Annotated in this window: 16 protein-coding genes; 8 read left to right on the top strand and 8 right to left on the bottom strand. The window is 70.8% G+C overall.

Features of this window, described 5'->3' with window-relative positions; genetic code table 11:
- The first annotated feature begins 69 nt into the window (after nucleotides 1–69).
- From KIH74_RS08935 to KIH74_RS08920, 4 genes are all read left to right on the top strand, one after another.
- Nucleotides 70–1,098, top strand: a complete 1,029-nt coding sequence (locus KIH74_RS08935) for a hypothetical protein (protein ID WP_214155340.1) — start codon at nucleotides 70–72, stop codon at nucleotides 1,096–1,098.
- 195 nt (nucleotides 1,099–1,293) lie between these two features.
- On the top strand, nucleotides 1,294–3,579 hold the full coding sequence (locus KIH74_RS08930; protein WP_214155339.1) for a HelD family protein: 2,286 nt from the start codon (nucleotides 1,294–1,296) through the stop codon (nucleotides 3,577–3,579).
- Nucleotides 3,580–3,754: 175 nt separating this feature from the next.
- Nucleotides 3,755–4,693: a serine protein kinase RIO gene (locus KIH74_RS38455; RefSeq protein ID WP_214155338.1), complete on the top strand. Its 939-nt coding sequence runs from the start codon at nucleotides 3,755–3,757 to the stop codon at nucleotides 4,691–4,693.
- An 88-nt stretch (nucleotides 4,694–4,781) separates the two neighbouring features.
- The gene (locus KIH74_RS08920) at nucleotides 4,782–7,571 is read left to right on the top strand and encodes a TIM-barrel domain-containing protein (RefSeq protein ID WP_214155337.1); all 2,790 of its coding nucleotides are present in this window, start codon (nucleotides 4,782–4,784) and stop codon (nucleotides 7,569–7,571) included.
- 40 nt (nucleotides 7,572–7,611) lie between these two features.
- Here the strand turns inward: KIH74_RS08920 and KIH74_RS08915 are convergent, their stop codons facing one another.
- On the bottom strand, nucleotides 7,612–10,086 hold the full coding sequence (locus KIH74_RS08915) for a glycogen/starch/alpha-glucan phosphorylase (protein ID WP_372492027.1): 2,475 nt from the start codon (nucleotides 10,084–10,086) through the stop codon (nucleotides 7,612–7,614).
- A 178-nt stretch (nucleotides 10,087–10,264) separates the two neighbouring features.
- Nucleotides 10,265–10,606, bottom strand: coding sequence for an ArsR/SmtB family transcription factor (locus tag KIH74_RS08910; RefSeq protein ID WP_214155335.1), 342 nt, complete (start codon nucleotides 10,604–10,606; stop codon nucleotides 10,265–10,267).
- A gap of 117 nt (nucleotides 10,607–10,723) precedes the next feature.
- On the opposite strand from KIH74_RS08910, the gene KIH74_RS08905 reads away from it, so the two are divergent.
- On the top strand, nucleotides 10,724–11,827 hold the full coding sequence (locus KIH74_RS08905; protein ID WP_214155334.1) for an alkene reductase: 1,104 nt from the start codon (nucleotides 10,724–10,726) through the stop codon (nucleotides 11,825–11,827).
- 133 nt (nucleotides 11,828–11,960) lie between these two features.
- Nucleotides 11,961–13,829, top strand: coding sequence for a phosphatase PAP2 family protein (locus KIH74_RS08900; protein WP_214155333.1), 1,869 nt, complete (start codon nucleotides 11,961–11,963; stop codon nucleotides 13,827–13,829).
- 116 nt (nucleotides 13,830–13,945) lie between these two features.
- Here the strand turns inward: KIH74_RS08900 and KIH74_RS08895 are convergent, their stop codons facing one another.
- A complete protein-coding gene (locus tag KIH74_RS08895) occupies nucleotides 13,946–14,134 on the bottom strand; it encodes a hypothetical protein (protein ID WP_214155332.1) in 189 nt (62 codons plus the stop codon).
- Nucleotides 14,135–14,196: 62 nt separating this feature from the next.
- Nucleotides 14,197–14,637: a hypothetical protein gene (locus KIH74_RS08890; RefSeq protein WP_214155331.1), complete on the bottom strand. Its 441-nt coding sequence runs from the start codon at nucleotides 14,635–14,637 to the stop codon at nucleotides 14,197–14,199.
- A 138-nt stretch (nucleotides 14,638–14,775) separates the two neighbouring features.
- Here KIH74_RS08890 and KIH74_RS08885 point away from each other — a divergent pair, with 138 nt between their 5' ends.
- Entirely contained in the window at nucleotides 14,776–15,375 is a 600-nt protein-coding gene (locus KIH74_RS08885) for a hypothetical protein (protein ID WP_214155330.1), read from the top strand.
- Nucleotides 15,376–15,434: 59 nt separating this feature from the next.
- Here the strand turns inward: KIH74_RS08885 and KIH74_RS08880 are convergent, their stop codons facing one another.
- Nucleotides 15,435–16,364, bottom strand: a complete 930-nt coding sequence (locus KIH74_RS08880; RefSeq protein ID WP_214155329.1) for a hypothetical protein — start codon at nucleotides 16,362–16,364, stop codon at nucleotides 15,435–15,437.
- 177 nt (nucleotides 16,365–16,541) lie between these two features.
- Between KIH74_RS08880 and KIH74_RS08875 the strand changes: the two genes are divergently transcribed.
- Nucleotides 16,542–17,363: an SDR family oxidoreductase gene (locus KIH74_RS08875; RefSeq protein WP_214155328.1), complete on the top strand. Its 822-nt coding sequence runs from the start codon at nucleotides 16,542–16,544 to the stop codon at nucleotides 17,361–17,363.
- Nucleotides 17,364–17,393: 30 nt separating this feature from the next.
- Here KIH74_RS08875 and KIH74_RS08870 read toward each other — a convergent pair whose 3' ends face one another.
- The 3 genes from KIH74_RS08870 to KIH74_RS08860 are packed head-to-tail and all read right to left on the bottom strand — an operon-like array spanning nucleotide 17,394 to nucleotide 19,651.
- Nucleotides 17,394–18,146: an amino acid ABC transporter ATP-binding protein gene (locus KIH74_RS08870; RefSeq protein WP_308113666.1), complete on the bottom strand. Its 753-nt coding sequence runs from the start codon at nucleotides 18,144–18,146 to the stop codon at nucleotides 17,394–17,396.
- On the bottom strand, nucleotides 18,143–18,811 hold the full coding sequence (locus KIH74_RS08865; protein ID WP_308113665.1) for an amino acid ABC transporter permease: 669 nt from the start codon (nucleotides 18,809–18,811) through the stop codon (nucleotides 18,143–18,145). Before KIH74_RS08865 ends, KIH74_RS08870 begins: the two co-directional genes overlap by 4 nt.
- A 6-nt stretch (nucleotides 18,812–18,817) precedes the next feature.
- The gene (locus KIH74_RS08860) at nucleotides 18,818–19,651 is read right to left on the bottom strand and encodes an amino acid ABC transporter substrate-binding protein (RefSeq protein WP_214155327.1); all 834 of its coding nucleotides are present in this window, start codon (nucleotides 19,649–19,651) and stop codon (nucleotides 18,818–18,820) included.
- Nucleotides 19,652–19,789: the final 138 nt, after the last annotated feature.

Below are 19,789 nucleotides of genomic sequence, written 5' to 3'. Positions count from 1 at the left end.
CACCTTCCCCTCGACCGGCACGTTGAGTTGAGCGGATACTGCCGGCAGGCGTGCGGAAGGGGATGACCGATGGCGGTGCGAGGGGCAAGGCTGGCAGGGCGCTTCCTGGACGGCGCGGTCGACGTCGTCCACGACCGGGCGCCCGCCGTGTCGGAACGGGCCTATCGCACCGTGGCCGGCCCCCTGATGGCGGCCGACCCCGCCGGCACGGCCGACGCGGTCGGGGCCAGGCTGGACAGCACGCGTGACCGGGTCGCCGGGATGGCGGCCAGGGGATCGGTGCCCTCCGCCGCGGCCCGGCGGGTTCGCCGCGACCTGGCCCGCACCCGGATGGACGTCGAGTTGATCGCTCCCCGGCTGCCCGTCGTGCAGTCGCGCTGCCTGGTGCAGCGCTCCACCGCCTACGGTGATGCCCTCCAGAACCTCTCCGCCCGGCCCGCCGGCCGCTCCCCACGGGAACAGGCCTGGAACGCCGCGGTTCTGGTCGGTTCCCCCGCCGTCTGGATCGGGGTGCTCCTGCTGGTGCAGGGCCCCGTCGTCGCCACCCTGCTGGGTCTGGTCGCGGGCGCGGTCACCGCCGTGGCGCTCACCGGCGCCCGCACCCGCCGGGCCGGCCGTGACCGGCTCAACGCCATCGCCGAGGCCCTGGCCCGGGCGGACGTGCTCTCCGCCGGGCCGTCGTCGGTGAAGGTGCCCGGCCTCGACCGGGAGCGTCGCGTCCTGCTGGAGCGCGCCCGCACCTCGGGGCGGCTGGACGACCGGGGGCTCACCCTGCTGCGCTCCATCGACGACCACCTCGACGACCTGCTGGTCCGGCTGATCGACGGCGAGCTCCAGGCCGACGCGGTCCACCTGGTGCAGGCGACCGTGGAGCGGTACCTGCCCGACAGCCTGGAACCCTTCATGGCCCTGGCCGACGCCCAGACCCTGGTGCGCGGACGGCCCGCCGCCGTGGAGGTCGCCGACCAGCTGGCCGCGATCGAGGCGGCGCTGGCCGACCTGGTGCGCCGTCCCTCCCCGAACCGCCACGAGCAGCAGCTCTTCCTCCAGGGCGAGTTCCTGCGCTCGAAATTCGGGGCGCCGCAGAGCGCTTCGTGACCGGATCGGCCGGGCGGATCCCCCGGCAGCTGGGTGGCCCGCGCCCGGCAGGAGTGGCCTACCGCACCCATTCCGGAAAATTGGTCGATTCGCCACATTTTATCGCCGATGCGATGTTCAATCGACGTGGATGATGATCGGGTCCGTGCCGCAGAGCGTCCGTGCGCGACGGTCTGTCGACGGAAGGAGGACCGTATGCCCGCCGGCTCCGCGGACGAGGCCGAGATCGCCCGGGAACAACAGTATTTCGATCTCGCCTGGAAGGCCCGCGAGCGCAGCCGCCAGTCCCTGGGCTCGGCCTCGGCGGCGGTGGGTGGCAAGGCCTCCGCGGCCGTGGAGAGGGCCGCCCAGGAACATCTGGAGCAGTTCGGTGATCCCGACGAGGCGGTGGCCATCGGCCGGTTCGACCACACCGACGGCTGGACGCTCTACGTCGGCAAGCGGGCGATCAGCGACGACGACAACGAGAAGCTCGTGATCAGCTGGAAGGCCCCGGCCGCCGCGCCCTATTTCGAGGCGAACCACGACGACCCCCTGGGCGTTGTGCGCAAGCGCACCTTCGACGTCGAGCGCAACCGGGTGCTGGGCTTCGACGACCTGGTGTTCGCCGACCTCGCGGCCCGGGTGGAGGAGCTCACCGCCCTGGAGCACGAGGGGATCGACGACGCCGTTCTGCGTGACCTGGACGCCTCCCGGTCCGGCGAGATGCGCGACATCGTGCAGACGATCCACGCCACCCAGTACGAGCTGATCCGGTCGCCGCTGGAGCAGCTCCTGATCGTGCAGGGCGGCCCGGGCACCGGCAAGACGGTGGTGGGTCTGCACCGCGTCTCCTGGCTGCTGTTCAACCACTCCGACACGCTCGGCTCCGCCGACGTGCTGGTGATCGGCCCGAACCCGACCTTCACCCGCTACATCCGCCAGGTGCTGCCCGGTCTCGGCGACCACCAGGTCGAGCACCGCGACCTGCGCACGCTGGGCCCCCAGGCCGGCACCGGCCGGGAGGAGACACCGGAGGCCGCCCGGATCAAGGGTGAGCTGCGCATGAGCCAGCTGCTCACCCGGGCCCTGGTGCAACGGGTCCGGTTCCCCGAGCGCACCGACCGGCTGCCCGTCGGCCCGGCGGGCGACGTGCTGACGACCCTCGCGCGTCCCGAGGTGGAAGACGCCCTGACCCGCTGCGTCAACCAGGCCCGCAGCTACCTGGCCGGCCGCACGGCCATGCGTAACTGGATCACCGCCACCGTGACCTCCAGAGTGCGCTGGGGGGCGGAGGTTCCGGCCCCGGCGGTGGAGGCGGCCCTGGAACGGCTCTGGCCCTCGCTCACCCCGCAGCAGTTCCTGCGCGACCTGTTCGGCTCGCGTGAGCGGCTGCTGGCCGCCGCCGGCGACCGGTTCAGCGTCGCCGAGGTGACGCTGCTGTTCCGCGCGGCCTCCGACCGGGTGTCCGACGAGCGCTGGAGCCTGTCCGACGTGGCCCTGCTGGACGAGGCCGACACCATGCTCAACGGCATCGGGTCGCAGTTCGGGCACATCGTGCTGGACGAGGCCCAGGACCTCTCGCCCATGCAGCTGCGCTCGGTGCGCCGCCGCAGCCGTTCCGGTTCCTACACCGTGCTGGGTGACCTGGCCCAGTCCACCGGCCCGTGGGCGCGCGACACCTGGGACGACGTGGTGGCGTCGCTGACCCACCGGTATCCCTCGGCGATCGTCCCGCTCACGCTCGGATACCGCGTGCCGCAACAGGTCTACGCGCTCGCCGCGCAGCTGCTCCCGTACTCCGCGCCGGCGGTCGAGGCGCCGTCGGTGGTGCGGGTCGGCCCGGCCGACCCGGATCTGCGGCGGGTCTCCGCCGGTGACCTCGGCGCCGAGACCGTCCGGGCGGCGAGCGATTACGCGGCCCGTGGGCTGTTCGTCGGCATCGTCTGCGCCGACGAGCAGCGGGCCGCCGTGATCGAGGTGCTCAACGCCGAGGGCGTGCAGTACCAGGACACCCGGGGCGGGGCGCTGGGGTCGAGCATCAACCTGGTCGGGCCGGTCACCGCGAAGGGCCTGGAGTTCGAGGCCGTGGTGGTGGTCGAGCCCGGGGCGATCGTCGCGGGCAGCACCCACGGCCTGCGACTGCTCTATGTGGCTTACACCCGGACGACGAAATTCCTCACCGTCGTGCACCACGGCCCGGTACTGCCGATCCCGGGCCAGGACGAGCAGGACGTCCCGGATCCGGTGCAGGTGCCGGCTCTGCAAGGATCCCGCGCGGCCCGGCGGCCGACCCCGGCACCCCGGGTCGCGGCGTCCCCCGCCCGGACCGGAACCGTTGCCGCACAGGAGAAGACGGACCTGGACGACTTCAGCGCCGAGTTCGCGGTGGCGATGGCCGCCCGGCTGGCCGACCATGTGGCCGACACCGCCCAGCCCCGGCTGTGGGACGCCGTCGTGTCGGCCCTGGCCCAGGAACTGCGGCGACGCCGCGAGGAGTGAGCGCCGGTAAATCAGTTGCCCCCGGCCCGCCCGCCCCACCAGGATGTGCACCGAGGTCAGCCAGGGGTGCCCACCGGCACCCGAGTCGAGAGGAGGAGAAGACCATGCGAGCGACGTCTGCGCGGTTCTTTCCGACCGTCTTCCCCATCTCGACTTCCCCGAAAGGCACCTCATCGTGCACGATCATGACCAGACCTTCGGCCACCGACGCCGTGGCCGCCGTCGTTTCGACGACGAGCAGGACGACCTGACCACCAGCTCGTCCCGCGTACTGCACCTCGAAGAAGAAGACACCGATGCCCCCGAGGCGGGTGACCGGTGGAGCACCTGGGCCGACTCGCCCCCGACCGCTCGCGGGCCGCGTCCCTACCCCGACTGGCTGATCACCGAGCTGGCCGCCGTCGACACCGACCTCGGCCTGCTGAAAACCGGTAAGGAGGCCGACGTCTCGCTGATGCGGCGTGGCGTGCCCGGCACCGACCGCTGGTGTCTGCTGGCCCGCAAGCAGTATCGCTCGGCCGAGCACCGGATGTTCCACCGCGACGCCGGCTACCTGGAGGGCCGGCGGGTGAAGGAGTCGCGCAGCAACCGGGCCATGAGCAAACGCACCGACTTCGGCCGCGAGCTCATCGCCGAGCAGTGGGCCGGGTCCGAATTCGCTGCCCTGAAACAACTCTGGCTGGTCAGCGGTGAACTCGGCCGCCCGGTGGTGCCGTACCCGGTGCAGACCCTGGGCACCGAGCTGCTGATGGAGTTCATCGGCGACCACGGGCAGGGCGAGGGAGCGCCTCGTCTGGCGCAGGTGCGTCCCACGCCCGGCGAGGCGCAGGACCTGTGGCAGCAGGCGGTGCGGGCGATGGGCGTGCTGGCCCGGTGCGGCCTGGCCCACGGCGACCTGTCCGCCTACAACGTGCTGGTGCACGACGGGCACCTGATGCTCATCGACCTGCCCCAGGTGGTCGACCTGATCGCCAATCCGCACGGTCCCGGTTTCCTCTACCGCGACGTCGGGAACCTGGCCGCCTGGTTCGGTGCCCGTGGGGTGCCCGGCATCGACGCCCGGCAGGTCACCGTGGAACTGCTGGCCCAGGCGGGCGTCGACTCGCCCGGATGACGTGAAAGGGGGCCGGGAGTCCCGGCCCCCTTCCACGGGTAGATGTCAATATCTGTCCGTTATGAGTGTTCTGGTGCAGAATGCTGGCATGCCCGGTCAGAGAAGATCACGGCTGCTGCTGGCGCTCGGCCTGACGGCGGCACTGTTGCTACCTACAGCCCAGGCCCAGGCGCAGGCGGTGCCGAAGGGGGCTGTCGTCACCGACGGGCAGGCCCGCTTCCAGGTGCTCTCGCCCACGCTGATCCGCACCGAGTTCGCGGGTGACGAGAAGTTCGTAGACGCGGGAACATTCAACGTGGTGGGCCGGCAGAAGTTCGGGCAGACCCGGTTCACCTCGCGCCGTAGCAACGGCTGGCTGACCATCGACACCGGAAAACTGCTGCTGCGCTACAAGACCGGTTCCGGCGCCTTCGGCGACGACAATCTCCGGATCAGCCTGAAGGCGGGCGAACAGGCCGTGGAGGCCTCGCCCTGGGCCGGATCAGGCTCCAGAGACTGTGCTTTCGGTGAGCTGTGCGAGGCGGAGGACCTCTCGCTGGACGGTCTCGGCACCGCCACCAACCATTCCGGTTACACCGGCAAGGGATTCGTGGCCGGGTTCGAGTCCACGGGCAACGCCCTGCGGTTCACCGTGGACGCTCCGAGCTCCGGCGGCTACCAGCTCGCCCTGCGCTATGCGAACGACCGCGGCGCGGACGGCCAGGTCACCGAGCGCAGCCTGAGTTTACTGGTGGACGCCGGTGAGGGCCGACGATTCACGCTGCCTCCCAGCGGTTCCTGGGACACCTGGGCCGTGGTCACCGTTCCGCTGGAACTGACGGCGGGCCGGCACGAGCTCACCGTTCTGCGCGCCGCCGGCGACTCCGGCCAGGTCAACGTGGACAGCCTGGCGGTCACGCCGGCCGGGGCGACCTTCCCGGCGCCGCAGCCGCCGCAGCCGCAACCCTGCGCCTTCGGCACGGTCTGCGAGACGGAGACCGGCGCACTGGCCGGTGGGGCGAGGAGCGCGGACGACCACAACGGATTCTCCGGCGAGGGTTTCGTCGCCGGGCTGGAGAGCGAGAAGGCCTCGGGCACGGTGACCGTGACCGGCGTCCCCCGGGCCGGGAAGTACCGGATCCAGCTGCGATACGCCAACGCCCAGGCGGGTTCCGATCCCGTGCGTACCCGGAAGGTGAGCGTCCGGGCCAACTCCGCGACAGCGTCCACCCTTGAGCTGAAACCGACCAGCGGCTGGGACTACTGGCACACCGTGTCCGCGCCGCTCACCCTGGCCGCGGGCACGAACACGGTGGTGATCGGCTGCCCGGCAGCCGACAGCTGCCACGTGAACATCGACACCGTCGCCCTGACCACCGCCCAGGCGCCCCTTCTCGCTCCGCACGCGGCGCTGGGCGGTTACCGCCGGGGGCTCGACGGCGTGAACGGCGACACGAAGACCAGCCCGGGACTGCTGTACCAGGACGGCTGGTCGCTGCTCGACGACACCGGATCCGCCCTCTACGACACGGCGACGAAGAAGGTGACGCAGCGGGTCTCGCACGCCGGCGGTTACCAGGACGGGTACGTGTTCGGTTACGGGCAGGACTACCCGGCGGCCCTGAGCGACCTGTCGACGCTGACCGGGCCCACACTGACCCTGCCGAAGTGGGCCTACGGCGTGTGGTACGCGGAGTACTACGACCGGACGGCGTCCGAGTTCCAGTCCGTCGTGAAGCGTTTCGAGGACGAGAAGATCCCGCTGGACGTGCTGGTGGTGGACACCGACTTCAAGAAGCCGGACCGGTGGAACGGCTGGTCGGTCGACGAGACCAGGTTCCCCGACCCGGACGGCTTCATCGACTGGCTGCACGAGCGCGGCGTGCGCACCACCTGGAACATCCACCCGAGCATCCTGGGCAGCGACCCGAAGTTCGCCCAGGCGCAGGCGACCGCGCGGGGCAGGCTCCAGCGCACCGGCTGCAACGGCGGCGCGGACTGTTACACCTTCGACTGGGGCGACCCCGACCAGCTGAAGGCCTATCTCGACCTGCACGACGACATCGAGCAGCAGGGCGTGGACTTCTGGTGGCTCGACTGGTGCTGTGACTCCTCGAAGTCCACGCTGGCCGGGGTGACCCCGGACGCCTGGATCAACCAGCAGTACGCCGACCGCAACGGTTTCGCGTTCAGCCGGGCCTACGGCTCGCTCCAGGCCGGCGGCTACAGCAGCCCGACGGCGATCCCGACCGGGCCGTGGGCCGACAAGCGCACCACCCTGCACTTCACCGGCGACACCATCTCCACCTGGGAATCCCTGCGGATGGAGGTGGGTTACACGCCGGGCGAGTCGGCGGCGACCGGCCTGGCGGCGATCAGCCACGACATCGGCGGCCACACCGGCGGCCTGCAAGAACCGGGCAGTGAGCCGGGCAGCACCAAGCTGCCCGACGACCTGTACGCCCGGTGGGTGCAGCTGGGCACCTTCCAGCCGATCGACCGGCTGCACTCCAACCACAGCGACCGCCTGCCCTGGCAGTACGGCGAGGAGGCGCAGGCATCGGCCACGAAGTTCCTGAAGCTGCGCAACGAGCTCCAGTCGTACACCTACCGGGCCGCGCGGAAGGCGACCCGTACCGGCACCCCGATCACGCGTCCCCTGTATCTGGACCACCCGGAGCAGCAGGAGGCCTACGCCACCGCCGGCGCCGAATACCTCTACGGTCCGGACTATCTCGTGGCCCCGGTGACCACCGCCGGCGAGAGTGCCACCACGACCGTCTGGTTCCCGCCGGGCAGCACCTGGAAAAACTACTTCACCGGCAGGAAGTACCGGGGCGGCACGACCGCCGAGATCACCAGCGGGCTGGACACCATGCCGGTGTTCGTGCGGCAGTAGAGGGCCGGTGCCGTCGTGACGGCGGCACCGGCCCGCACGCTCAGCTCACCGGGTCGGTGTGCCAGATCCGGTCGATGTAGTCCCGCATCGACCGGTCCGACGAGAAGAACCCGCAGCGGGCCACATTCAGGATGGCCGAGCGGCTCCAGGCGTCCTGGTCGGCGTAGGCGGCGTCCACCCGGGCCTGGGCGTCCAGGTAGGCGCGGTAGTCGGCCAGGGCCATGAACCGGTCCTCGTGCAGCAGGTTCGACACGACCGGTGCGAAGGTGTCCGGGTTGCCGCCCGAGAACGCGCCCGCGGCAATCAGATCCAGGGCACGCTTCAGTTCGTCGTCGCTCTCGTAGAACGAGCTCGGCACGTAGCCCTGGGCCGAGAGGTCCGCGACCTCGGGTTCCAGCAGGCCGAACAGGAAGAAGTTGTCCTCGCCGACGAGGCGGCGGATCTCGACGTTCGCGCCGTCGTCCGTGCCGATGGTCAGGGCGCCGTTCAGCGCGAACTTCATGTTCCCGGTACCGGATGCCTCTTTGCCGGCCAGCGAGATCTGCTCGGACAGGTCGGCGGCCGGGATCAGCGTCTCGGCGAGCGTCACGTTGTAGTTGGCCGGGAAGGCCACGTGCAGAACGCCTTCCAGCGCCGGGTCGGAGTTCACGGTGGACGCCACGGCGTTGATCAGATGGATGGTCTCCTTCGCCATCCAGTATCCGGGTGCGGCCTTGGCGCCGAAGACGAAGGTGCGCGGCTGGATCTGCGAGGCGGCCACCCGCCCGGAGGCGATCCGGTCGTACAGCGTCACGATGTGCAGCAGTTTCAGCGACTGCCGCTTGTACTCGTGCAGCCGCTTCACCATCACGTCGAGCATCGGCTCCACCGGCAGCTCGTAACCGTCCCGCTCCCGCAGCAGGTTCACCAGCCGGGACTTGTTGGCCCGCTTCACCTCCCGGAACCGGGCCCGGAACGACGCGTCACCGGCCAGCGGCTCCAGTTCCTGGAGCTTGTCCAGGTCGGTCACCCAGCCGTCGCCGATCGCCTCGGTGATCAACCCGGACAGCGAGGGGTTCGCGTGCCGCAGGAACCGCCGCGGGGTGACGCCGTTGGTGACGTTGGTGAACTTCTCCGGCCAGATCCGCGAGAAGTCGGGCAGCACCTTGTCACGCAGCAACTGCGAGTGCAGCTCGGCCACCCCGTTCACCCGGCCGGAGGCGACGGTCGCGAGATGGGCCATGCGCACGCCGCGTTCGGGGTAGTCGGAGATGATCGACATCCGCCGCACCATCATCTCGTCACCCGGGAACCGTGCCCGCACGTCCGCCAGGAACTCGGCGTTGATCCGGTCGATGATCTCGTAGTGCCGGGGCAGCAGGCGCCGCAGCAGGTCGACCGGCCACACCTCCAGCGCCTCGGGCAGCAGGGTGTGGCAGGTGTAGTTGAAGCACTGCCGGGTGATCTCCCAGGCCTGGTCCCAGGGCAGCTTCTTCACGTCGACCAGCAGGCGCATCATCTCCGGCACGGCGATCACCGGGTGGGTGTCGTTGAGCTGGAACACGATCCGCTCGGGCAGCCGGGTCAGGTCGAAGTCCTTGTCCAGCACCTCGAACATGAAGTCGGCCAGAGAGCAGGCCACGAAGAAGTACTGCTGCTGGAGCCGGAGCTCCTTGCCCTGCGGGGTGGAGTCCTCCGGGTAGAGCACCTTGGAGATGTTCTCGGCGAAGGTCTGCGCGCGCACCGCGTCCACGTAGTCGCCGCCGTTGAAGATGGACAGGTCGAAGGCCTTGGTGGCCTGGGCGCTCCACAGCCGCAGCGTGTTCACCCGGCCGTTGCGGTAGCCGGGCACCATGTAGTTGTAGGGGACGCCGATCACACCCCATTCCGGCACCCAGCGGGTGCGCTCGGAACCGTCGTCGTCCACGAAGGTTTCGGTGTGCCCGGCGAAGTTGACCGGCTGGGACGACTCGGGGTGCGGGAACTCCCACGGGCTGCCCAGCGCCAGCCAGGTGTCCGGCTGCTCGACCTGACGGCCGTCCACGAAGGTCTGCCGGAAGATGCCGTACTCGTAGCGGATGCCGTACCCGATGCACGGCACGCTCAGCGTGGCCAGGGAGTCGATGAAGCAGGCGGCGAGCCGGCCCAGACCGCCGTTGCCCAGCCCGGGTTCCTCCTCCTGCTCGCGCAGCGTGTCCAGGCTCAGCCCGCACTGGGCCAGCCCGTCGGTGACGACGCCCTCCAGGTCGGCGGCCAGCAGCGCGTTGTCGAGCTGACGGCCCAGCAGGTACTCCGCGGACAGGTAGCCGACGGCCTTGACCGGCTCCCTGCGCTGGTGGGCGATGGCCTCCAGCCACCGGGCCATCAGGTAGTGACGCACCGTGCGGGCCAGCGCGAGATACTGGTCGTTGACGGTGGCGCGGGCCAGCGACACGCCCTGCCCGAAGTTCAGCTCGCGCAGGAACTCCCGCACGAAGCCGTCGACGTCGGCAGCGGGTGCCCGCACCGCCTCCAGCGCCCGCTCGTGCGTGGGCACGCTGCGCGGGCCCTTCACCGGATCGATCACATAACCCTGGTCATCCACGGTGGACACGGTAACCAGCGGCGGTCACGGATGGATAAGGACCAGGTGCAGGTTGGGTGGATCTGCGTCGTGGTGGTGACGAAGAGTTGCCGCGCGCATGCGCTTTCGTGACATCCGGGGCGGAGGGTGGTTACGGAACCCGGGGGAGCCGCCCGTCGCAGGCCTCCCGCACGACCAGGTCGAGCAGACCCGGGAAGCGCCGGTCCAGGTCGTCCTTGCGCAGGGTGTTCTCGCGCCGCACCCCGGCGTCTTCCTGCCGGATGACGCCCGCCTCGCGCAGCACCCGGAAGTGCCGGGTGAGCACGGACGCGGTGAGGTGCGGGAAGAACCCGCCGCAGTTCATGCCCGGCCGGTCGACCAGCTGGGCGACGATGCCGGCCCGGACCGGATCGGACAGGGCGCTCAGCACCTTCAGCAGCTCGATGTCCTCGGTGTCCGGATGGGTGAGCTCGGAGGCGGTGCGACTGGCCATGGCAGAAGGGTACGGCTCCATCATGTACGCGTTGGCGCGTACATGATGTACGCTCGCCGGGCCGGACGAGTTGATCCAGCGTTCAAGTACATCGTCTCATCCTGACTAAGGACCGCCATGTCTGCCACCACCTCCTCGGACGCCACGGTGTCCGCCCTGTTCGAGCCGGTCACCTTCGGCCGGATCGAGCTGGCCAACCGCATCGTCATGGCCCCGCTCACCCGGATGCGCGCGGGGGAGGCCGGCATTCCCGGCGAGCTGATCGCCGAGCACTACCGGCAGCGGGCCGGCGTCGGCATGATCACCACCGAGGGCACCTACCCGAGCGCGGACTCGCAGTCGTACGTCGGCCAGCCGGGCATCACCACCGACGAGCAGGCCGAGGGCTGGCGCCGGGTCGCCGAGGGGGTGCACGCCGCGGGCGGCCGCATCGTCATGCAGCTCATGCACGGCGGTCGCACCAGCCATCCGGACCTCAACGGTGGACGACGCGTGGTGGGCCCGAGCGCCGTCGCCATCGACGGTGAGGTGCACACCTCGAAGGGCAAGCAGGCCTACGTCGTGCCCGGGGAGATGACCACCGATGAGATCGCCGCCTCGGTGGCCGATCACGTCGCGGCCGCCCGCCGGGCCGTCGACGCCGGGCTGGACGGCGTGGAGATCCACTCCGCCAACGGCTATCTGCTGCACCAGTTCCTGGCCCCCGGCTCCAACCGGCGCACCGACGCCTACGGCGGATCCCCGGCTGCCCGGGCCCGTTTCGTGGTCGAGGTGGTCACCGCGGTGGCGGCCGAGGTCGGCGCCGACCGGGTGGGTCTGCGGATCTCGCCGGAGCACAACATCCAGGACGCCTTCGAGCCCGATCACGACGACGTGCTGGCCACCTACGGCACCCTTCTCGACCAGGTCCGCCCCCTCGGCCTGGCCTACCTCTCCGTGCTGCACCACGAGCCGGCCGGTGAGCTGGTGGCCGAGCTCCAGCGCCGGTTCGGCGGCAGGCTCGTGGTCAACAGCGGGTTCTCCACCGTGACCTCGGTGGCCGAGGCCGCCCAGATCCTTCAGGCCCCGTTCGTCGACGCCGTGGCCGTGGGCCGGGCCGTCATCGCCAACCCCGACCTGGTGGTCCGCTGGAAGCACGGGCACCCGCAGAACGAGTTGCGCGCCGAGCTGCTCTACGCCCCGGGCCCGGAGGGATACACCGACTACCCGGTCCACGCCTGAATCGCCTTTCGGCCTGCCCCCGCTGGTGACGGGGGCGGGCGGTTCACCGGCGGCAGTGGGATTTACGACCGGTTAACTTGGTTCCCGCCCGCTGTTCGCCGGAAACCGACCAGGTGCCTGCACAATCAGCGCAATGCCCGCGTCCCTCACCATGAACCGCCGCACGCTGCTGCGTGCCACGCTCGCGTCCTCGGCCGGCCTCGCCGCCGGGCCGACGCTGCTCTCCCGCACCGCCTCGGCCGCGCCGCTCACCGCGGCGGCCACGCAGTCGGTGATGCAGGCGTTCGTCGACTCCTACACGACCAACGTCACCGCGAACACCACCGCCGAGACCAACGCCGCCGTCAACGTCCTCACCGGCATGACGCGGTTGTGGCGAACCGGGGACGCCTGGAACACCGGCACGGTGCTGTCACCCTCGGTGCTGCGCGCCAACATGAGGCACATGGCGCAGATCAGCCGGACCCGCACCACCGCCCAGGTGGCGCGGGCCTTCATCGCCGACCGTCAGCACCAGAGCTACGCCGCCATCGCCGGGATGGGCCCGCTCGCCGCCCTCTACCGGGAGGGTGCGCTGGCCGTCACCGGGATCACCGAGGCGCCCACCGGAACCCCCGCGACCAAACTGGATGACGCCGTCCCGGCCGGCGCGGCCACCGGCTCCGCCCTCGGCGCCGGCTCGGCGACCTCCGAGCTGGGCCAGGTCGTGACCCTGGTGAACACGCTGCGCGGCAACTACTCCTCCGGCAACCCGTCCAAGGCCGCCTACCAGTACCCGCGCCCCTGGCGGATGACCGCCGACAGCGAAGTGGTCGACACCGGCACCACCGACGAATTCGGTTACCCCGTGTACGATTCTGCGGTCACCGTGATCCCGCAGCTGCTGCGCCAGCGGGGCGCCACCCCGGCCGAGGACGGCGGTTTCCCCAGCGGCCACACCAACGCCTTCTACCTGGCCTCGCTGGCCTACGCCTACGCGGTGCCGGAGCGGTTCCAGGAGCTGTTCACCTCCGCCATGGACCTCGCGGACACCCGCGTCGTGTCGGGCATGCACTCGCCGGTCGACGTGATCGGCGGCCGGATCCTGGCCACCGCCCTGGCCGCTGCCGTTCTCGGCGACCCGGCCAACGCGTCCCTCAAGTCCGCGGCGCTGAAGCAGGCCAACGCCTACTTCAGTGCCAAGGTGGGCGAGGACCTGATCGGCTACGCGCACGGCGCCGACACAACGACGGACGCCTACGCCGACCGGGCCGCGAACCGCCGCCTGGTCGAGCAGAAGCTGACCTACGGCCTGCCGGCGAAGAAGTCGTCCGCGGCCATGGTGGTGCCGAAGGGCGCGGAGGTGCTGCTGGAGACGCGCCAGCCGTACCTGAGCGCTGCCCAGCGCCGCGAGGTGCTGCGCACCACGGCGCTGGAGGCCGGGCACCCGCTGCTCGACGGCCCCGAGAACTGGGGACGTCTGAACCTTTTCGCGGCGGCGGACGGTTACGGCTCGTTCGCCCGGGACGTCGAGGTGACGATGGACGCGTCCCTGGGCGGGTTCTCGGCGAACGACGTATGGCGCAACGACATCGGCGGACGCGGCGGTCTGACCAAGTCGGGCACCGGCGCGCTGACGCTGAGCGGCGACAACTCCTACCGCGGCGGCACCGAGCTGGTGGCGGGCACGCTCACGGTGGCGAGCGCCACGGCGCTCGGTCGCGGTGACGTGCGGGTCAACGCCGGAACGCTCGCCGTCACCCGGTCCGCGCGGATCGAGGGCGAGTACCGGCAGCTCGGCGGCATGCTGAAAAGCTCCGGGGCGCTGCGGATCACGGTCGACGGCAAGGTCGTGCTGCGGGGCGGCGCCGGTCTCCAGGTGACGGGCGCGGCGGGTGACGTCGTGGTGATCCGGGGGAGCCGGGTGCAGGGCACCTTCGGCACGGTGACGGTGCCGAGCGGGCTGCGGGCGGACGTGGACTACTCGCGGACCGCGGTGACGGTGCGGCTGCGCCGGCGCTGAGGACCGATCCGGCGGCGATGCCCCGCCGGGAACGGGCTGTTCTCTACGCCGAGACCAGCCCGTTCTCCTTGGCCCAGCGTCCATGCGGAGCCGCAGGCCGGACCTGCCCGCGCTGCCTACGGAACGGCCGGCGTCACCTGGAACGGGTCCAGGGCGATGAAGACGTAGTAGCCCACCGCGCCGACCAGCAGCAGGGCGGAGCCGGCCAGGAGCCAGGTGCTGCGCGGCAGTGACCGCGCGCCCTCGTCCCGGGACGCCTGGAGGGCGGCGAGGCCACGCAGGATGAGCGTGCCGCCGGCGAACATCCCACCGGTCCAGGCGGTTCCGCCGCCCCGCTCGATCGCGACGAGGGCCGTGCCGGCGCCGATCAGGAAGACGACGACGCCGCTCCAGAAGAAGCCGAGCCCTTGGCGGCGTTCCCGCTGGGCCCCTCGTAGAGTTCGAGGGCCAGCTGCCGGCCGGCCGGGTTCGGGGTGAACGGCTGCCGGTCCGGCGCGGCCGCCGGTTCCTGGGCTGGCCCGGCGGTCTTCCCGGTGGACGACGAGATGGGGTACTCCATCGCGCCGGTGGCCGGCTCACCGTCGAAGAAGCTGGAGCGCGGGAACTCCGGGTCCGGCGCGTCCGGGAGCCACAGCTGCCAGCCCTCGGGCCGTGGGGGCCAGGAGGGATCGGGCTGCCGGCCGGGAGGGGGCGTCCAGCCGTCGGGTACGGGTGGCCAGGTCGCGGGTGGATTGAAACGCGCACCGAATTGTCGGGTTTTCGCGGACCATTGCCCTGGTACTACCTGATTCGTGATCTCGGGCGGCAAGTCAGCACGGGTATCGGAACCGGAACACGTGAACCGGGGCTGAAAAGGGTCTTTCGTCGTCCGTTCATTCTTTGGTCGGACGACGATCATGCTTTCGGTGGACGCTGCGTGCGTGCTCACGTGCGTAGGGTCACCCGCATGGAAAACAGGATGTTCCGGACAGCCCTGCTCGGTGTCGGCGTTGTACTCCTGACCCTGGCCGGGTGCGGCGAGTCGGCCGCCGCCGCGACCGACGAGCAGCGAGAACGCGCTCTGGCGGCTGGTTTCGACGTCGATCAGGTCTACGTGCTGGAGCTGGACGCCTATCACCTGGCGGCCGGCGGCAACGGCGTCTACGGCGATTCCGGCTACCAGGCCGTCTACGCCTCGGCCCAGGGCGACGACCTGCGCCTCACGGTCGAGCGGGCCGGCCTCGACGACGACACCTGCCCCGCCCTGCCCGTCCCCGGCGCCGAGGGGGTGGGCGTCACGGTGGAATGCACCCGTGACGACGACGGCTGGCGCCGGGTGGCGGACGATCGTGAGGAGTACGCCCTGGTCCGCGACGGCCTGCTGGTGCGGGTGAGCGGGATCGGCGCCGTGGCCGGTTCCGGCCTCATCCGGCAGGCCGCGCTCGACGCCCGCCCGGCCACCGAGGAGGAGCTGGACGACCTGCTGCCGCCGCTTCGCGAAGTCGTTGAGCGCGGCGACATCTCGGGCGACAGCGCGCCGGACAACGGGGTGGGTGCGGGCGGCTGAACGGCGGGTGGACGACCCCGGCGCCCCGAGGCCGTGCACCCGCCGTGACCGGGGACGGATCAGACCGCGGCCGCCGGCCCAGCCGCGCCGGTCTCCTGCAACACGGCGTCGGCGTGCAGCTGCACGTCCGGCTCGCCCAGCACCGCGGCCAGCTGCCGGGCCCGCGCGTGCACCAGGTACAGGTTCGGCACCGCCTCGGACGTCAGCTCGGCGTCGGCCAGGGCGGGCTCCGCGGCCAGCACCGGGCGCAGCTCGGTCAGCAGTCCGGCGGCGTCCAGGTCGATGATCCGGGCGGCCGGCTCGGCCTGGAGCTCGCTGATCAGCTCGTCGTGCAGCTCCCGGGCCTCGCGGCCCTCGCTCAGGGCGACGTCGGCGGCGCCGGCGTCGGGAGCGACGGTGACGGTGAGGGCGTGGTCGCGGTGCCCCGCGCTGAACACCATGCCCAGCGCGGACCGGGTGCCGCTGCCGTCGCTGACCTGCCAGGCCCGCACCAGCTCGGGCGGGGCGGCCTGCGCCCAGACCGGCGGCTGCACGCCGGCGGCGAGCATCCGGTCGGCGGCGGCGCGGGCGGCCTGACGGCTGAGCGCGGGGCCCTGCTCGGCGGCGAGCATCAGGAAGCCCAGGGTGACCGGGGCGGGCACCTGCGTGCAGGCCTCGATCAGGTGCAGCATCGCGGTGACGGCGACGGTGAGCCGGGCCGCGTCGTCCACCTCGGGTGGTGAGCTCTCCTCGATCGCCCCGAAGACCGAGCCGACCAGGAGCTCGGCGTCGAGCCGGTGCCGGAGGCCGCGGAGGTCTTCGAGCAGGGCGTCCCCGAAGACGGCGATGCCGTCGGCGGCCTCCTGGGCGGACAGCTGCCCGTCGGCGTCGTCCCATTCTCCGAGGACGACCGGCTGTAGACCCGCGAGCGGGGTGGTGTGCAGCACCTGCGCGGTGGCCGTCGGGCGGGTGGCGGTGCGGTTGGGGTTTCGGCGTTTACGGCTTGCCATACACCTATGGTGCCAGGCATCCGCCCGTCGGCCCGTGGATTGAGCGCCTTCGCGGGACACCCGCCGACCGTAACGGAGGACACTCCTCTTGCGCGTGCGCGGCTCCGGGCGCTGTGGCAGTGTGCGAAGGGCCGGCAGCGTCGCCGGTCTCCCGTCGTCCCCAACGAAATGAGCGACATGAGCAGGACGTGGTTCATCACCGGCGCCTCGCGCGGTTTCGGGCACGAGTGGGCGGCCGCCGCCCTGGAGCGCGGCGACCGGGTCGCCGCCACCGCGCGCGACCTGACCAGCCTGGACGACCTGGTCGCGAAGTACGGCGACCGGCTGCTGCCGATCCGGCTCGACGTGACCGACCGGGAGGCCGGGTTCGCGGCCGTCCGCCGGGCCCACGACCACTTCGGTGGTCTCGACGTGGTCGTGAACAACGCCGGGTACGGCCAGTTCGGCATGATCGAGGAGATCTCCGAGGCCGAGGCCCGGGCCCAGTTCGAGACCAACGTGTTCGGCGCGCTCTGGGTGACCCAGGCGGCGGTGCCCCTGCTGCGCGAGTCCGGCGGCGGTCACATCCTCCAGGTCTCCTCGATCGGCGGTATCTCCGCCTTCCCGAACATCGGCATCTACAACGCCTCCAAGTGGGCCCTCGAGGGGTTCAGCCAGGCCCTGGCCCAGGAGGTCGCGGACTTCGGCATCAAGGTCACCCTGATCGAGCCCGGCGGGTTCTCGACCGACTGGGGCGGCAGTTCGGCGAAGCACGCCGACCAGCTGCCCGCCTACGACGAGTTCCGGGTCAAGGCGGCCGAGGGCCGCAGGGCGCGGGTGGCCGAACCGGGTGACCCGGGTGCCTCGGCCGCCGTCGTGCTCAAAATTGTGGACGACGAAAACCCGCCTCTGCGCGTGTTCTTCGGCAAGGCGCCGATCGGCATCGCGACGAAGGACTACGAGTCGCGACTGGCGCAGTGGCAGGAGTACCGGTCCTGGGCGGAGGAGGCGCAGGGGTAGCACCGGTCGGCCCTGAACGACCGGTGAGGCTCAGATCGGGTCGTTGATCCGGTGCAGGAACCGTTGCGTGCGTTCCTGTTCCGGGTGGTCGAGCACCCGGGCCGGCGGACCGCTCTCGACGATCACCCCGCCGTCCATGAACAGCACCTGGTCGGCCACCTGCCGGGCGAACCGCATCTCGTGGGTGACCACGACCATCGTCCAGCCCTCGGAGGCCAGGTCCTTCATCACCGACAGCACCTCGCCCACCAGTTCCGGGTCAAGGGCGGAGGTGGGCTCGTCGAACAGCATCAGCCTCGGTCTGATCGCCAGCGCCCGGGCGATGCCGACGCGCTGCTGCTGACCACCCGACAGCTGGTACGGGTACTGCTCGGCCTTGTCGGCCAGGCCGACGCGTTCGAGCAGGGCCAGGGCCTCGGTGCGGACCTCGGCGGCGGGCCGCTTCTGCACCACCGTCGGGCCCTCGGTGATGTTCCGCAGCACACTGAGGTGCGGGAACAGGTGGTGGCTCTGGAACACCATGCCGCTCTGGGCGCGCAGCCGGGTGACCGAGCGGCGGTCCGGCTTCGCCCCGAAGTCCACCGAGACGTCACCGATCCGCACCACCCCGGAGTCCGGCGTCTCCAGCGCGTTCAGCGAGCGCAGCACGGTGGTCTTGCCCGAGCCGGACGGGCCGATCAGCACCGTGACCGAGCCGGCGGGCACGGCGAGGTCGATGCCGCGCAGCACGTGGTTCGACCCGAAGGACTTGTTCAGGCCACGGACTTCCAGCAAGGTGCTCATGAGGCCACGTACCTGTCCAGTCGCGACTCGAACCGGGTCTGGGCGAACGACAGAACCAGGCAGACCACCCAGTAGTACGCCGCCGCCACCATGTAGAGGGTGAAGAACTCGTAGGTGGGCGCCGCGAGTTCCTGTGCCTTGCGGAAGGTTTCGGTGACCAGGATGCTGGAGGCCAGCGAGGTGTCCTTCACCAGCGAGATCAGCGTGTTCGACAGTGGCGGCACGGCCACCCGGGTGGCCTGCGGCAGGATGATGCGCCGCAGGGCGGTCGGGTGGTTCATGCCGACGGTCTGCGCCGCCTCCCACTGCCCACGCGGCACCGAGACGATGGCCGCACGGATGATCTCGGAGGCGTAACCGCCCACGTTCAGGGTGAACGCCAGGCAGGCGCTGGGCCACGGGTCGATCGTCGCGCCGAGCGAGGGCAGGCCGTAGAAGATGATGAAAAGCTGCACCAGAAGCGGCGTTCCACGGATCACCGAGACGTAGAACCGGGCGATCGCGGAGACCGGCCACAACGGTGACAGTCGCATCAGCGCCACCACCAGGGCCACCACCAGGCCCAGCACGAAGCTCACCGCGGTGAGCGGGACGGTGCCCTTCACCATCCCGCTCAGCAGCGGACCGAGCGAGTCGCGGATCAGCTCGACGGTCGAATCGTCCACGGGGGATCAGCTCTCCGACGGGCTCGGGGTCGAGGTCTCCTCGTCGGTGGTGCCGCCGGAGACGTCCTCACCGAAGTACTTCTCGGCGATCTCGGCCAGCGTGCCGTCGGCGCGCAGCTCGTCGAGCGCCGTGTCGAACTCGGCCGGCAGGTCGCTGTCCTTGCGGAAGGCGAAGGCCTGCTGGGTCTCCTCGCCGATCGTGCCGGCGATCTTCACGTCCTGGTCGCCGCTGGTCTTCTGGTAGTCGAGCACGGCCAGGCTGTCGTTGATGGTGACGTCGACACGCTTCTGCTTGAGCAGGGCGACGGCCTGGGTGAAGCCCTCCACCGCCTCCACCTTGGCGCCGGCCTCGGTCGCCGCCTCGCCGAAGCTGCTGGTGGACGACTGCGCGGAGGTCTTGCCCTTCAGGTCGGCGGCGCTGGTCACCGAGGTGTCGTCGGCCCGGGTCACGATGACGCCGGACGACACCGTGTAGGGCTGCGAGAAGCTGTACTTCGCGGTGCGCTCGTCGGTGATCGAGACCTGGTTGGCGATCACGTCGTACCGCTTGGCCTCCAGGCCGGCGAAGATCGAGTCCCAGGTGGTCTCGGAGAACTCCACCTCGCGACCGAGCTTCTCGGCCACCGCCTCGACCACCTCGACGTCGTAACCGGTGAGCTCGTTGGTCTTCTCGTCGTGGAAGGTGAAGGGCGCGTAGGTACCCTCCGTGGCGACCTTCAGCGGTTCCTTGTTCTCGCTGCTGCCGGAGCCGGAGCTGCCGCCGGAGTCGCTGCCGCAGGCCGCCAGGCCCAGCACCATCAGCGCGGCCACCGGGGCGATGAGGAACCTCTTGCTGGTCATCCTTGAATATTCCCTTCCACATTGACCGAGATGGTCAGCATTGCACAGCTGTACGAGGGCTGTGACCGGCGTTGAGCCTAACCTGAGGTAACGGGTCATGCCGTGCGGCTTGGGGCGGGCCAAACGCCTGCTTGGGCC

It is taken from the genome of Kineosporia corallincola, assembly GCF_018499875.1.
GTDB lineage: Bacteria > Actinomycetota > Actinomycetes > Actinomycetales > Kineosporiaceae > Kineosporia > Kineosporia corallincola.
Note: the sequence above shows the minus strand (reverse complement) of the source record. Positions and strands in the feature narration are given on the sequence as shown.

Coding starts and splice junctions, on each gene's coding strand:
- KIH74_RS08870 (WP_308113666.1), bottom strand. CDS start 18,146: ATGAGCACCTTGCTGGAAGTCCGTGGCCTGAACAAGTCCTTCGGGTCG.
- KIH74_RS08895 (WP_214155332.1), bottom strand. CDS start 14,134: ATGTTCGCCGGCGGCACGCTCATCCTGCGTGGCCTCGCCGCCCTCCAG.
- KIH74_RS08875 (WP_214155328.1), top strand. CDS start 16,542: ATGAGCAGGACGTGGTTCATCACCGGCGCCTCGCGCGGTTTCGGGCAC.
- KIH74_RS08920 (WP_214155337.1), top strand. CDS start 4,782: ATGCCCGGTCAGAGAAGATCACGGCTGCTGCTGGCGCTCGGCCTGACG.
- KIH74_RS08910 (WP_214155335.1), bottom strand. CDS start 10,606: ATGGCCAGTCGCACCGCCTCCGAGCTCACCCATCCGGACACCGAGGAC.
- KIH74_RS08935 (WP_214155340.1), top strand. CDS start 70: ATGGCGGTGCGAGGGGCAAGGCTGGCAGGGCGCTTCCTGGACGGCGCG.
- KIH74_RS08905 (WP_214155334.1), top strand. CDS start 10,724: ATGTCTGCCACCACCTCCTCGGACGCCACGGTGTCCGCCCTGTTCGAG.
- KIH74_RS08860 (WP_214155327.1), bottom strand. CDS start 19,651: ATGACCAGCAAGAGGTTCCTCATCGCCCCGGTGGCCGCGCTGATGGTG.
- KIH74_RS08880 (WP_214155329.1), bottom strand. CDS start 16,364: ATGGCAAGCCGTAAACGCCGAAACCCCAACCGCACCGCCACCCGCCCG.
- KIH74_RS08930 (WP_214155339.1), top strand. CDS start 1,294: ATGCCCGCCGGCTCCGCGGACGAGGCCGAGATCGCCCGGGAACAACAG.
- KIH74_RS08885 (WP_214155330.1), top strand. CDS start 14,776: ATGGAAAACAGGATGTTCCGGACAGCCCTGCTCGGTGTCGGCGTTGTA.
- KIH74_RS08900 (WP_214155333.1), top strand. CDS start 11,961: ATGCCCGCGTCCCTCACCATGAACCGCCGCACGCTGCTGCGTGCCACG.